Annotated in this window: 9 protein-coding genes; 5 read left to right on the plus strand and 4 right to left on the minus strand. The window is 71.6% G+C overall.

All coding sequences use genetic code 11. From position 1 onward, the window contains the following. The first annotated feature begins 125 nt into the window (after positions 1 to 125). Complete coding sequence (locus HC362_RS05090) at positions 126 to 2,522, plus strand: Tex family protein (protein ID WP_243082625.1); 2,397 nt, start codon at positions 126 to 128, stop codon at positions 2,520 to 2,522. A gap of 82 nt (positions 2,523 to 2,604) precedes the next feature. On the opposite strand, the gene HC362_RS05095 is transcribed toward HC362_RS05090, so the two are convergent. Together HC362_RS05095 and HC362_RS05100 are read right to left on the minus strand one after the other, a co-directional pair. Beyond that, positions 2,605 to 3,672: a hypothetical protein gene (locus HC362_RS05095; RefSeq protein ID WP_243082626.1), complete on the minus strand. Its 1,068-nt coding sequence runs from the start codon at positions 3,670 to 3,672 to the stop codon at positions 2,605 to 2,607. A 74-nt stretch (positions 3,673 to 3,746) separates the two neighbouring features. Continuing rightward, positions 3,747 to 4,436 carry a nitroreductase family protein gene (locus HC362_RS05100; RefSeq protein ID WP_243082628.1) on the minus strand — a complete coding sequence of 230 codons (690 nt, stop codon included), beginning with the start codon at positions 4,434 to 4,436 and terminating at the stop codon, positions 3,747 to 3,749. A gap of 301 nt (positions 4,437 to 4,737) precedes the next feature. Between HC362_RS05100 and HC362_RS05105 the strand changes: the two genes are divergently transcribed. Continuing rightward, entirely contained in the window at positions 4,738 to 6,360 is a 1,623-nt protein-coding gene (locus HC362_RS05105; RefSeq protein ID WP_243082630.1) for an ABC-F family ATP-binding cassette domain-containing protein, read from the plus strand. 543 nt (positions 6,361 to 6,903) lie between these two features. On the opposite strand, the gene HC362_RS05110 is transcribed toward HC362_RS05105, so the two are convergent. Next, positions 6,904 to 8,169 carry an ROK family protein gene (locus tag HC362_RS05110; protein ID WP_243082632.1) on the minus strand — a complete coding sequence of 422 codons (1,266 nt, stop codon included), beginning with the start codon at positions 8,167 to 8,169 and terminating at the stop codon, positions 6,904 to 6,906. Positions 8,170 to 8,521: 352 nt separating this feature from the next. Between HC362_RS05110 and HC362_RS05115 the strand changes: the two genes are divergently transcribed. Both HC362_RS05115 and HC362_RS05120 read left to right on the plus strand, forming a co-directional pair. Then, positions 8,522 to 9,964, plus strand: a complete 1,443-nt coding sequence (locus HC362_RS05115) for a hypothetical protein (RefSeq protein ID WP_243088367.1) — start codon at positions 8,522 to 8,524, stop codon at positions 9,962 to 9,964. Positions 9,965 to 10,018: 54 nt separating this feature from the next. After that, a complete protein-coding gene (locus HC362_RS05120; protein WP_243082633.1) occupies positions 10,019 to 10,951 on the plus strand; it encodes an FAD-dependent oxidoreductase in 933 nt (310 codons plus the stop codon). Between the two features lie 51 nt (positions 10,952 to 11,002). On the opposite strand, the gene HC362_RS05125 is transcribed toward HC362_RS05120, so the two are convergent. Beyond that, a complete protein-coding gene (locus HC362_RS05125; RefSeq protein WP_243082635.1) occupies positions 11,003 to 12,373 on the minus strand; it encodes a M14 family metallocarboxypeptidase in 1,371 nt (456 codons plus the stop codon). A 157-nt stretch (positions 12,374 to 12,530) separates the two neighbouring features. Here HC362_RS05125 and HC362_RS05130 point away from each other — a divergent pair, with 157 nt between their 5' ends. After that, positions 12,531 to 14,021 (plus strand): M1 family metallopeptidase, encoded by a 1,491-nt coding sequence (locus HC362_RS05130; RefSeq protein WP_243082637.1) that lies wholly within the window; start codon positions 12,531 to 12,533, stop codon positions 14,019 to 14,021.

Below are 14,021 nucleotides of genomic sequence, written 5' to 3' on the forward strand. Positions count from 1 at the left end.
AGCCGACCCGTACACCCCCCGGTGGGGCCCGCCGTCGTGCCCGCCTGCGCGGGGCTGTCCGACTCGCCTGCCACAATGCATGCCTACCGGGGGACCACAGCACCGAGAAGGCGGAACGAACCATCGTGACGACGACCATCGAAGGCAGGATCGCCGAGGAACTCGGCGTACGCGAGCGGCAGGTCCGCGCCGCTGTCGAGCTGCTCGACGGCGGGTCGACCGTGCCGTTCATCGCGCGCTACCGCAAGGAAGCGACCGAGATGCTCGACGACGCGCAGTTGCGCTCCCTCGAGGAGCGGCTGCGCTATCTGCGGGAGCTGGAGGAGCGGCGCGAGTCGATCCTGGAGTCCGTACGCGGGCAGGGCAAGCTCACCGAGGAGCTGGCGGAGCAGATCCGTGCCGCCGACTCCAAGGCGCGCCTGGAGGACATCTACCTGCCGTACAAGCCCAAGCGGCGCACCAAGGCGCAGATCGCCCGGGAGGCCGGTCTGGAACCTCTGGCCGAGGGGCTGCTCACGGACCCGACGGTGGAGCCGTCCGCCGCGGCTGCCGCGTTCGTCGACGCCGACAAGGGTGTCGCGGATGCCGCCGCTGCCCTGGAGGGCGCTCGCGCGATCCTCACCGAGCGCTTCAGCGAGGACGCCGATCTGATCGGCGAGCTGCGGGAGAGGATGTGGGAGCGCGGCAGGCTGGCCGCCAAGGTGCGGGAGGGGAAGGAGGAGCAGGGCGCCAAGTTCGCGGACTACTTCGACTTCGCCGAGAGCTTCACCGAGTTGCCCTCGCACCGGATTCTCGCGCTGCTGCGCGGCGAGAAGGAGGAGATCCTCGACCTCACCATGGAGCCCGAGCCGGCCGGTGAGGAGGACGTGCAGGGCCCGAGCTCCTACGAGCGCTCCATCGCCCAGCGCTTCGGGGTGCGCGACGAGGGGCGCCCCGCGGACGCGTGGCTGGTGGAGACGGTGCGCTGGGCGTGGCGTACGCGCGTCCTGGTGCACCTGGGTATCGACCTGCGCACCCGGCTGCGGACCGCTGCCGAGGACGAGGCGGTGCGGGTCTTCGCGGCCAACCTGCGCGACCTGCTGCTCGCCGCGCCCGCCGGCACCCGTGCCACCCTCGGTCTCGACCCGGGGCTGCGGACGGGCGTCAAGGTGGCGGTGATCGACGCGACGGGCAAGGTCGCGGCGACCGACACCATCTACCCGCACGCGCCGCAGAAGCAGTGGGACCAGTCCCTGGCGAAGCTGGCGGCGCTCGCCGAGGCGCACAAGGTGGAGCTGGTCGCCATCGGGAACGGCACCGCCTCCCGGGAGACCGACAAGCTCGCCGGTGAGCTGATCGCCGCCAAGCCGGAGCTGAAGCTGACCAAGGTGATGGTCTCCGAGGCGGGCGCCTCGGTCTACTCCGCCTCGGCCTACGCCTCGCAGGAGCTGCCCGAGCTGGATGTGTCGCTGCGCGGCGCCGTCTCCATCGCGCGGCGGCTCCAGGACCCGCTGGCCGAGCTGGTGAAGATCGACCCCAAGTCCATCGGCGTGGGGCAGTATCAGCACGACCTGTCCGAGGTGAAGCTCTCGCGCTCCCTGGACGCGGTGGTGGAGGACTGCGTCAACGGCGTCGGGGTGGACGTCAACACCGCCTCGGCCCCGCTGCTGTCCCGGGTCTCGGGCATCGGCTCCGTCCTGGCGGAGAACATCGTGGCGCACCGCGACGCCAACGGCCCCTTCAAGAGCCGTCAGGAGCTCAAGGACGTGGCGCGGCTCGGTCCCAAGGCGTTCGAGCAGTGTGCGGGCTTCCTGCGCATCCGCGGCGGTGACGACCCGCTGGACGCCTCGGCGGTGCACCCGGAGGCGTATCCGGTGGTCCGCGACATGGTGGCGAGGACGGGCGCCGATGTGCCGTCGCTGATCGGCAACGCCAAGGTGCTGCGCGCCCTCGATCCGAAGGAGTTCGTGAACGGCTCGTTCGGGCTGCCCACGGTCACCGACATCCTGCGCGAGCTGGAGAAGCCGGGCCGTGACCCGCGTCCGGCGTTCCGCACGGCGAGCTTCAAGGAGGGCGTCGAGAAGCTCAGCGACCTGTCCACGGGCATGGTGCTGGAGGGCGTGGTCACCAACGTGGCGGCGTTCGGCGCGTTCGTGGACGTCGGGGTGCACCAGGACGGACTGGTGCACGTCTCGGCGATGTCGAAGACGTTCGTCAAGGACCCCCGTGACGTGGTCAAGCCCGGCGACATCGTCAAGGTGCGGGTGCTGGACGTGGACGAGGCCCGCAAGCGGATCTCGCTGACGCTCCGGCTGGACGACGAGCCCGAGGCGGGCGGCGCCCGCCGGGGTGGCCGGCGCGGCGGCGGCAGCCGCCCCGGTGCCGGCTCCGGTGGCGGCACTCCGCGTCAGCGCCAGGGCTCGGGCAAGGGCGGAGGCGGCCGCCAGGGCGGCGGCAACAAGGGCCGCGGCCAGGGCTCGTCGGCCCCTGCGCCGAACAACAGTGAGATGGCGGAGGCCCTGCGCCGCGCCGGTCTGGCCTAGCCGGGCCCGCCCACCGGGTGGCTGTGCCCGCCGTTGCGAGGGAAGGAGTTACCGTCGCAACGGCGGGCCGGGCGGCAGCGGCTCAGCTGTCGGCGCCGGGCATGTTGCCGTCCGCGTCGGTGGCCGCGGCGGCTCCGGTCATCTCGTACTCGGAGCCCAGCAGATGGGGCCTGCCCTGCGGGCGGATGTAGGCGCTGGAGATGTGCAGCCAGTCGACGAAGAAGGCCGGCGCCCCCGAGGTGTCACCGACATAGACCTTCATCTTGTCGGACGGGTGGATCGTGGCCGTCAGCTGTGTACCGCGGTCGTGCTCGCGGACCTCGGTGCTGAAGACGGCGAGCGAGCCGCCGTTCCTGGTACGGAGCGCGTACACCGACTCGTGCGTCGACTCGCCCCGGCTGAACTCGGCCGCGCCGTGGGGGTTCAGCAGCTTGTTCTGCGTCTTGGGGATCTTGCTGATCCACTTGGTGGTCTTGGACGGCCGGAAGCCGCCCTCGGGGGTGACCTGCTCGGTGTAGAGGTCCAGCAGCGAGTCGGAGAGCGAGTCCGGGGCCAGCGCTCCGGCCTTCTTCGCGGTGTTGGTGACCGGCACCGCGAAGCCGTCCTCGTCCTTGGCGAGCTGCGGCAGCTTCTTGGTCTCGCTGTAGCTGGCGGTGACCATCTTCCAGCCGCCGCCCTTCTGCTTCTCCATCACCAGGATGCCGGGGAACTTCCCCTTCTTCTGGTCGGGCCCCTGCGAGTACGCCACCATCGCGAACCAGTCCGCGGTGCCCTTGCGTGGGATGTAGAACTTCCGGTCGACGTAGGTGAAGGGCTCGCGGTACTCGGCGCGCCGCTTGGCCGTCCAGTTCTTCTGCATCTTGAAGGTGGCCTTGCTCTGCTCGAAGACCGCGCCGCCTTCGACGGTGGAGAGCAGCTTCGGGTCGGAGTTCTTGTTGGCCCGGTTGTTGACCTTCTCGTAGTGGTCGATCAGCTTGGCGGCCCGAGCACGGCTGACGACGCCGACCGCGGCGGACCGCTCCTTGCCGTCGGCCTTCGCACCCGTACCGCCCTTGGCGTCCTCCGCGGAGCCGCCGCCGCATCCCGCCGCCACGAGGACCAGGCTGCCCGCGCAGGCCATGCCCGCGATCCCCCGTACCGCACTCTTCATCGCACGCTCCCGTTGTTCACTGTTGTGCGCTCGGAGTATGCCGGGCAGACCCGCCCCTCATGACGGCGGGGTACTCACAACCGCACCAGCACCTCGTCGAGTTCCTTCCTCGCCAGGTCCGGGACCCGGGCACCAGGGGCCGGATAGCCGACCGGAATGACATAGGCGCCCCGTTCCTCCGCCGGGCGGTCGCAGATCTCGTTGAGGAACCGCATCGGGCTCGGCGTATGGGTGAGGGTGGCGAGACCGGCCTGGTGGAGGGTGGCGAGGAGGAAGCCGACGGCGATGCCGACGGACTCCTTGGTGTAGTAGGGACGCGGCGTTCCCGGCCCCTTGTGCACCTCGAAGACGACAATGACGGCGGGCGCGGTCTGCAGGAACGGCTTGTGCTCGTCGGTGCCGAGCGGGGCGAGGGCCGCCAGCCACTCGTCGGAGGCGCGGCGCCGGTAGAACTCGCGCTCCTCCTCCTCGGCCGCGGCACGCAGCCGCCGTTTGCGCTCGGGATCGGTGAGCACCACGAACCGCCAGGGCTGCACATGCGCCCCGCTGGGCGCCGTGGCGGCGGTACGCACCGCCCACTCCAGGACGCCGTCCGGAACGGGGCGGCTGTCGAAGTCGCGGACGGTGCGGCGACGGGACATGATCTCGTAGAACGACCTGGCACGGTCTTCCGCCTGCGATGCGGGGACCTCCAGCGGCCGGAGCGGAACCGTCGGGAGCCGGCCGGGGCCGGAACCGGGACTGGGCTGACTGGTACGGACCATGCCCGCAGCACAGCACATCGGGACGCGCGGAAAAAGGCTTGCGGACGGCAAAAGCACGCGCGTATCGTCCTCGACGACTCTGCTGCCGTCGTTTGGAGAGGCCGTTGCGTATCTGAGGTCTGAGACACCGTGTGCCCTGTCTGTGTGCCACGAGTGCGACCTCGGAAGCGAGTCGGCCGGCAGTCTTCGCGCCTCTCATCTCTTCTGAACCCCCGTCCCAAACGGATGCGTCCACGGCTCCGTTCGGGCCCGGTGTCTCCCGCGTTGTTCATCTCCCACCGCGATGCGACCTGGAGGCCCTGTGCCCACCTCATCCCACTCCCCCGCCCTCGTCTGTTCCCGGCTGACCTTCGCCTGGCCGGACGGCAGCACTCTGCTCGACGGCCTCGATCTGTCCGTCGGCCAGGGCCGCACCGGACTGATCGGCCTCAACGGGAGCGGCAAATCCACCCTCTTGCAGCTGTTCGCCGGCCGGCTGCGCCCGACAGCGGGCACCGTCAAGGCCACGGGCGAGATCGGCTACCTGCCGCAGAACCTCACCCACGACACCTCGCTGCGGGTCGACGAGGCGCTGGGCATCGCCCGCACCCGCGCCGCGCTGTACGCCATCGAGGCGGGCGACATCAGCGAGGAGCACTTCGCCGCCGTCGGCGACAACTGGGACGTCGAGGAGCGCGCCCGCGCCACGCTCGACGGACTCGGCCTCACCCATGTGGGGCTCGACCGCACCATCGGTGAGGTGTCCGGCGGCGAGTCGGTGCTGCTGCGGCTCGCGGCACTGCTGCTGGCCAGACCCGACGTCCTGCTGCTGGACGAGCCGACCAACAACCTCGACCGGTCGGCCAGGCGGCGGCTGTACGACGCGGTCGCCTCCTTCAACGGCATCCTGGTCGTCGTCAGCCACGACCGCGAACTGCTCGCCCTGGTCGACCAGATCGCCGAGCTGCGCGGCGGCGAGGTCACCTGGTACGGCGGCAACCTGGATGCCTACGAGGAGGCGGTCGCCACCGAACAGCAGGCCGCCGAACGGATGATGCGCGCGGCCGAGACGGACGTCAGGCGCCAGCAGCGCGACCTGGCCGAGGCACGGATGAAGCTGGCCCGGCGCGCCCAGTACGGCAGGAAGACCGCCGCTTCCAGAAGCGAGCCGAAGATCGTGCTGGGCGCGCGGAAGCGGCAGGCCCAGGAGGCGGCGGGCAAGCACCGCATCCTGCACGAGCAGCGCCTGGAAGAGGCCAAGGAGCGGCTGCAGGATGCCGCCGAGCGGGTACGGGAGGACGCCGAGATCCGCGTCCAACTCCCGTTCACCGCGGTGCCGCGCGGCCGGCAGGTCCTGGAACTCGACGAGGTGGTGCTGCGGAACGGTGCCGGCGCTTCGCTGCGGGTGCACGGGCCCGACCGGATCGCGCTGGTCGGCCCCAACGGCGCGGGCAAGACGACGCTGCTGCGGACCATCGCCGGCGAGTTGGCGCCCGCGGCGGGCGAGGTGCGGACCCATGTGCCGCTGCGGTATCTGCCCCAGCAGCTGGATGTGCTGGACGACGGGCTGTCCGTGGTCGAGAACGTCGCCAAGCTGGCGCCCGAGGCGACCAATCAGCACATCCGGGCGCGGCTGGCGCGGTTCCTCTTCCGTGGTGAGCGTGCCGACCGGGTGGTCGGCACGCTCTCGGGGGGCGAGCGCTTTCGCGCGACGCTGGCGGCGGTGATGCTTGCCGAGCCGGGGCCGCAGTTGTTGTTGCTGGACGAGCCGACGAACAATTTGGATATTGCGAGCGTACGGCAGTTGTGCGGGGCGCTCGGCGCGTATGAGGGAGCGTTGCTGGTGGCCAGCCACGACGTACCGTTCCTGAAAGAGCTGAACATCGACCGGGGCGTTGCCCTTGCGGGCGGCCACCTCCAAGAAATGGCCCCCGAATCCTTGTGAGCCCTTTCTGAGTGCCCGCCGCGTTGTGGACGCACGCCCCGTTTGTGTCCCGGCTCGCCGCCGAGTGGTCGTGTCGGGGGGCGAGTCCCTCACGGGGTGGCCCGCCGCGTTGTGGACGCACGCCCCCTTTGTGTCCCGGCACACCGCCGAGTGGTCGTGTCGGGGGGCTCCGCCCCCCAACGGCCCCCCGCTAGGTGGGCTTCGCCCCCCTAGAACCCCCCTTCCGCAATCCCGAGCCCCATTGACGCAAAGAGCGTCCCCTCAGTGGTGCGGGTCCTTGGACCGGCCGGTGACGACCCTGCGGGAGTCACCGGCACAAGCCAAGGGCCTCATCCATGAGCCGGAACCAGGGAACGTCTACCGGGGTGCCGTTTTGCGGAAGGGGGCTCCTAGGGGGGCGAAGCCCCCGTAGCGGGGGGTGGTTGGGTGGGGGTCCCCCCGGACGGAGTCTGGGGGAGGAGCCGCCCCAGCGCCCGTCCGGCGAGGACCCGGGGGTTTGGGGGCGGAGCCCCCATGAACGGGAGGGGGCCCAAGGATGGACCCTCAGCCAATGGGGGCGGTCCCAGTGAGGCGGGCGTCCGCACGGGTGGGGGCGTACAACTCGTCGACCACCATCAACGCGGCGCCGATCAGTCCCGCCCGCTCCCCCAACCGCGAAGTCACCACATCCAAATGGGCGGTCGTACGAGGCAACGCCCGCTGATACAGCAACTCCCGTACGCCAGTCAGAAAAGGCGTACCAGCCAAATCCCCGGCGATCATCAGAACGCCAGGGTTGAGCAGGGTCACCACAGTGACCAGCACCTCACCCACACGCCGCCCGGCCTCGCGCGCCAACCGCACCGCTTCGGGCCGCCCCGCGGCGAGCTGGTCCCGAACATCGGACCCGGACCCGGAGGAGGAAGCGGCAGGCCCTCCCACCGCGGACAACTGGTCGGCCAGCGCTCGCCCGCCGGCGACCGCCGCGAGGCAGCCATGGTTCCCGCACATGCACAGTGCATCGGGGCAGTCGGCCAGCCGGATGTGCCCGATGTCGCCCGCGCCCCCGTCGACACCCCGGTAGGGACGGCCGTCCACGACGACACCGGCCCCGATCCCGGTGGCGACCTTGACCAGGAGGAACGCCGCACAGTCGGGGTAGCCGGCGCGCTGTTCGGCGTAGGCCATCAGGTTGGCGTCGTTGTCGACGAACACGGGGATCGCGGAGGAGAGGGAGGAGGCGGGCGAGGCCGACACGGGCGCGGCCCCGGTGACGTGCGCCGCGTAGGCGTCCCGCATACGGGCGCGCAACGGGTACCCGTCCCAGCCGGGCATGATCGGCGGCTGGACGACGGTCCCGGAGCCGACGTCGACGGGGCCGGGCACCGAGAGCCCGATGCCGCAGACCCGTGCGGGATCGGTGCCGTGTTCCTTGAGGAGCTCGGCGAACCACTGCCCGAGCCGATCGAGTACCAGTTCGGGCCCGTCACCTATGAGCATCCGGCCCGAGCGTTCGGCCAGCACGTTTCCGGCCAGGTCGAGCACGCCGGCCGTGGCGTGCCGGGTGCCGAGGTCCGCGGCGAGCACGACCGCGTGCCCGGCGTCGAACTCCAGCCGCGCCGAGGGCCGTCCGCCGGTGGAGCCCGGAGCCGGTGCGGCCTCGCCCTCGCGGAGCCAGCCCGCGGCGAAGAGCTGGTCGAGGCGGTGGCCGACGGTGGACCTGGACAGTCCGGTGACCCGCTGCAGGGCGCCCCGGGTGGTGGCCCGGCCGTCCCGGATGAGCTGCAGCAGGTGGCCCGCGCTCGACTGGTTGCCGGTGGTACCGGTCATGCTCTCCTCAGCTCTTGTCCGCACCGCCGATCGGCGGCGAAGAACAGCGGGACGACGGGATGGTGAGACTCTTATCACGTTTGTCCGGTTCAGGCTCACCCACCACAGCCCTCCCCGCTGTGGAATTCGTCACATTGTGGGTGTGAGTTACGCATCTCCACCCCAGTTCTGTCTGTCCGCTAGACGTAACCTCGATGTACCTTCGACGAAACCTCTGAAGCCCAGCCGCCCGGAGCCCCCTGTGGAGCGAGTCACCCAACCGCACCGAGACCGCGACAGGCGCGGCTTGGTGACGACGGCTCCCCGACAGCGGCTCTCCCCGGGCCGAATCCGGCGGCCGAAGCGCGAGGCGCTGCACAGCGCCGCCTGCCAGGTGCTGCGCGGCAACTGGACCGGCACCTCGACCGTCCCGTCCCGCGAGCTGTATCCGCACCAGTGGAGCTGGGACTCGGCGTTCATCGCGATCGGGCTGCGCCACCTGTCCCCCGTACGGGCCCAGCAGGAGATCGAGACGCTGCTGTCGGCGCAGTGGGGCGACGGGCGGGTGCCGCACATCGTCTTCAACCGCGCGGTGCCGCTCGACGCGTACTTCCCCAGCCCCGACTTCTGGCGCTCCTCCACGGCCGGCGCCGATGCCGGAGCGCCGCGCGGGGTCGAGACGTCCGGCGTGGTGCAGCCGCCGGTGCACGCGCTGGCCGCCTGGCTGGTGTACAGCGCCGACCCGCACACCTCGCACCGACGCGGCTTCCTGGACCGGGTGTATCCGCGGCTGGTGGCCTGGCACCGCTATCTCGCCGGCCACCGCGACCTGGGCGGGCACGGGCTGGCAGCCGTGGTGCACCCGTGGGAGCCGGGCATGGACAACAGCCCGTGCTGGGACGGCCCGCTGGAGCGGATCGAGCCCGCGGCCCCCGGTTCGTTCCACCGCGCCGACCTGGTGCACGGCGCCGCGTCCGACCGGCCGACCGATCTGGACTACGGGCGCTATGTGCGGCTGGCCGCCGAGTACCGCGACCACGGCTACCGCGACGCCGAGGCCCCGCACTCCTTCGCCGTCGAGGACCCCGGCTTCAACGCCCTGTTCCTCGCCTCCGAGTACGCGCTGGCCCGGATCGCGGAGGTGCTGGACGGCGAGCCGGACCCGCACCGGCGGCGGGCTGCCGCGCTGACCGAGGCACTGGTGGAACGGCTGTGGTCCCCCGAGGCCGGGCAGTTCCTCTGCCGCGACCTGCGTGCGGAGCCTGACACGGGGACCGGTGACGGGCACGGCGGTCGGCTGGTGGCCGAGCGCAGCGCCGCCGGGCTGCTGCCCCTGCTGGCGCCCGAACTGCCCCGGCCCGTGGTGGAGACGCTGCTGCGTACGGTCTCGGGTGAGCACTACGGCCTCGGAAGTCTGGTGCGGCTGCTGCCCAGTTACGACCTGTGCGGCACCGGCTTCGACCGGCACCGCTACTGGCGGGGTCCCGCCTGGTTCAACGTCAACTGGCTGCTGGAGCGCGGCCTCAGGCAGCACGGCGCCCATGCGCGGGCCGATGTGCTGCGCGCCGAGGTGCTGCACGCGGCCGCTGCCAGCCGGTTCGCCGAGTATCTCGACCCGTACACCGGGCAGGGCCGTGGTGCCGTCGACTTCGGCTGGACGGCTGCGCTCACCCTGGACCTGCTCGCCCAGGAGACGGCGACCGACCGCGCCTCCGTCCCAGCCGCCGACCGCGCCTCCGTCCCGGCGCCCGCCGGCGTGCCCGCCTCCGAGTACGTGTCCGCCTCCGCGAACAGGCCCGGATACGTGGCGCCCTGACGGAGCACATGCGCGCCGTCGGCACGTAGTGTCGCGGCATGGGTGAGGTGACACATGGGTGAGGCGAGGCGCCGGGACGGCGCGGAGGTGGTCGTCCTCGGCGGCGGGGTGATCGGGCTGACGGCGGCCGTTGTCCTGGCGGAGCGCGGGATGGACGTACGGATCTGGAGCCCTGACCCCGCCGGTGCGACGACCTCGGCGGTCGCGGGCGGACTGATCTGGCCGTACCGCATCGAGCCCGAGAAGCAGGCCCTCGACTGGGCGGTCCGCTCCTTCCGGCACTTCTCCTGGCTCGCCGAGCAGCCGGAGGCCACGGGTGTGCGGCTGGTGCGCGGGCGGATGCCGGGCAGCGCACCGCCCCCGGAGTGGAGCGCGCTGACCGGGTCCCCTCCACGCGCCCCTCTTGTCGACATGCCGAGTTATCTCCGTTATCTGGCCGACCGGTTCGAGGCCGCGGGCGGGCGCTGGGAACAGCGCGCGGCCGGCTCCCTCACCGAGGCGGCGGCAGCGGCACCGGCCGTGGTGAACTGCACCGGCCTCGGCGCCCGCGAACTGGTGCCCGACCCGACGGTGCGGCCCGTACGCGGCCAGCTCGTCGTCGTCGAGAACCCCGGCGTCGAGGAGTGGTACGTGGCAGCGAGCGACAGCGCCGCCGAGACGACGTACATCCTTCCGCAGCCCTACGGCCTGGTCCTCGGCGGTACGGCGGAGGACGGCGCCGAGGAGCGCGAGCCCGACCGCGCGACCGCCGCTGCGATTCTGCGGCGGTGCGCCGCCGTCCACCCCGGGCTGGCCACGGCCACGGTCCTCCAGCACCGGGTGGGGCTGCGGCCGTTCCGTCCCAGCGTCCGGCTGGAGGCTGAGCGGGTGCCCGACGGGCGGGGCGGCACCTCGCTGTGCGTACACAACTACGGCCACGGGGGCGCGGGCGTCACCGTCTCCTGGGGCTGCGCGGTCGACGCGGCGCGGCTTGTCGGCCCGCCGTGAGCGGGCGTAGCGGCGTGGGGAGACTGTTCTTCCAGGGGTGCGGGGCTGCGGCTAGTCAGCAGAATCCGCACCACACACCTGCACCGGCTTCCCCTCCGTCAGCTCGAACTCCGCCCGCCCGTCCAGCAGCAACGGCACCAGCGCCCGCTGCGACTGCCGCAGCGGCACGAACGCGCCGCCACCGCGCCGCTCCTCGGCCCGCACACCGTGCAGCTCCAACGTGGAACCGACCTCGCGCCACTGCGCGGCGGTCAGCTCGTACCCGCAGGGGGGATCGGCCAGCACCTGGTCCTCGGCGGGCTCCTCGTTGTCAGCGCCGCCCAGATAGACGGGGCCGCGGTCGGCCGACCCCTCCGCACGGGCCCGTTCGGTGGCCGCCTCGATCCGGCCGCGACGGCGCTCCGCGAAGTCGAACGCGCCCTTGAGCGCTGCCAGATGGGACCGGACGCGGCGCCGCTTGTTGACGGCGTCGTCCGACTCCTCCTCGTCGCCGAGAGGATCGGTGCGGGTCTCGGCCAGCAGTCCGACGGAGTGTTTGACGCCCACGGTGTTGCGGAGGATGCGCTCCTGCCCGTCGCCGGCGACCTGCTTGACGGGCTCGCCGGTCTCCGGGTCGGTCCAGATGCCGTAGATGCCGGTGCTGTAGCCCGCGTCCTCGGCTGCGGGGCGTACATGGCGCTCGGACAGCACCGTGGCCTCCCGGTGCACGGGGCGTGCGGTGTTGAGGTTGCGGGGCCACAGGGAGAGCAGGTCCTTGACGTAGTACGGCGCGTGGGCACCGTACTCGTGCAGGTCGTGGACGGTGTCGGGGCGCCGGTCGCGGAGGACTGCCGCCAGGGCGCGGGCCTCGGCCGTCCGGAGGGCGAGGTGGTCGCGGTTGATGTCGGTGCCGCTGGAGTTGCCACGGGTGTCGGCTGCCCGGCCGTCGGGGTTGGCGGTGGGGACGACCAGCAGCGTCGTACGGCTGAGGAAGCGCCGGGTGGCGTGGTCCTTGGCGAACGCCAGGTCCCGGATCGTCGTCAGGCACGCCTCGCGGCCCGCGGGTTCGTCGCCGTGCTGGGAGCAGACCAGCAGCACGGAGTTGCCGCGCCGCACCTGCTCCGGGCGCGGCGGTGCGGGGGCGCCGATGCTGACGAGGTGCAGGGGGCGCCCCTGTGCGGTGCGGCCGATGGTCTCCAGGGTGACGCGGCCACTGGCTCTGGCCACGGCGCGCAGGAACCTCTGCTCCTCGGGCTGCGTCGTCCAGCGGGCGCCGTGCGAGCGTTCGAAACCGGTGCGCGGGGACGAGGCGGCCGGGTCCTGGGCCGTGCCGCCGGGGGTGGCCCGTGCGGACGTGGTGGCGAGCAGCGGGACGAGCAGCACCGCCGAGGTCATGGCTGCGGTCTTCCACCGGGAGCGGCCGAGCCGCGGGCTTATCCCCATATGAGGGACGGTAGCCGTATGTACCCCTGTGCAGAAGGGGGCCTGTGTCGACCGTACGAAGGCCGAATGACGATGGTTGCTGTGGACATGCCGTGTGACGCATGAGTACATACGCTTCGACGAAGTGACTCCTGTCGCAGGAAGAGTTGGAGGACTCGTGCGTCACAGACTGATCGTCCCGGGTGCCATAGCCGCGGCCTCGCTGCTGCTCACGGTCCCGGCCTCGGCGGCCGAGCCGACCCCGGGAGCCCCGGGCGTGGGCGACCCCTACTACCCGGACTACGGGAACGGCGGCTACGACGTCTCCCACTACGACCTTCGGCTCACCTACCAGCCGAAGACGGACAAGCTGTCGGGCACCGCCACCCTGCTGGCCACCGCCGAGCAGGACCTCTCCCGCTTCAACCTGGACTTCGCGCTGGACGTCAGCGAGGTGCGGGTGAACGGCAAGAAGGCCCGGTTCAAGACCTCCGGCGCGCACGAACTGGAGGTGACACCGGCCGAGCCGCTCGCCGAAGGCCGGCAGGCCACGGTCGTCGTGCGCTACCACGGCGTGCCCTCCAAGGTGAAGGTGGACGACTACACCTCCTGGCACCGCACCAAGGACGGCGGGGTGGCCGCCAACGAGCCCGAGGCCGCCTGGTGGTGGTTCCCCAGCAACGATCACCCCACCGACAAGGCCAGTTACGACATCAGCGTCGCCGTCCCCGACGGCACCCAGGCCATCAGCAACGGCACCCTCCAGTCGCAGCGCTCGCGGGCGGGCTGGACCCGCTACAACTGGCGGTCCCGCGCCCCGCAGGCCACCTATCTGGCCACCCTGGCAGTCGGCAAGTTCGACATCACGACGGCGAAGACCGACTCGGGCCTGCCCGTCATCAACGCCTACAGCAAGGACCTGGGCGAGCACGAGGGCGCGGCACGGGCCAGCGTCGAGCGCACCGCCGAGATCACCGACTGGCTGGAGGGCTACTTCGGCCGGTACCCCTTCGAGGCGCTCGGCGGCTACGTCCCCAACACCGACACCACCTACGCGCTGGAGACCCAGACCCGGCCCTTCTACAGCCCCGACGACTTCGCCGACGGCTCCAACACCTCCGTCGTCGTCCACGAGATGGCCCACCAGTGGTACGGGGACAGCGTCTCGGTCAAGGGCTGGAAGGATATCTGGATCAACGAGGGCTTCGCGCGGTACGCGCAGTGGCTGTGGTCCGAGGACCAGGGCGAGGGTACCGCGCAGGAGCTGGCCGACTACGCCTACGCCTCGCACCCGGCCGACGACCCGTTCTGGAAGGTGAAGCCGGGCGACCCGGGGCCGGAGAACCAGTTCCACCGCGCGGTCTACGACCGTGGCGCCATGGCGCTGCAGGCCCTGCGCAACGAGATCGGCGACAAGGACTTCTTCGCCGTGCTGAAGGGCTGGCCGCAGAAGTACCAGGGCGGCAACGCGGAGGTGCGGGACTTCGTCGCGTACGCGGAGAAGGTGTCCGGCGAGCCGCTCTCCGAGCTCTTCGACACCTGGCTGTACCAGCCGTCGAAGCCCGCCGCCGGGGCGGACGCGGGAGCGGCGTCGTTCGCCGCCAAGGGCACACCGGAGCGGCCCCGTTCCTGGAAGCAGATCCACACCGCCGACCACCCTCGCCACTGA

The organism is Streptomyces sp. 891-h, from assembly GCF_022760275.1.
GTDB lineage: Bacteria > Actinomycetota > Actinomycetes > Streptomycetales > Streptomycetaceae > Streptomyces > Streptomyces spirodelae.

Excerpts from the sequence above, each read along its gene's own strand:
- HC362_RS05125 (WP_243082635.1), bottom strand. The coding sequence starts at position 12,373 with ATGGGGATAAGCCCGCGGCTCGGCCGCTCCCGGTGGAAGACCGCAGCC.
- HC362_RS05110 (WP_243082632.1), bottom strand. The coding sequence starts at position 8,169 with ATGACCGGTACCACCGGCAACCAGTCGAGCGCGGGCCACCTGCTGCAG.
- HC362_RS05120 (WP_243082633.1), top strand. The coding sequence starts at position 10,019 with ATGGGTGAGGCGAGGCGCCGGGACGGCGCGGAGGTGGTCGTCCTCGGC.
- HC362_RS05095 (WP_243082626.1), bottom strand. The coding sequence starts at position 3,672 with ATGAAGAGTGCGGTACGGGGGATCGCGGGCATGGCCTGCGCGGGCAGC.
- HC362_RS05100 (WP_243082628.1), bottom strand. The coding sequence starts at position 4,436 with ATGGTCCGTACCAGTCAGCCCAGTCCCGGTTCCGGCCCCGGCCGGCTC.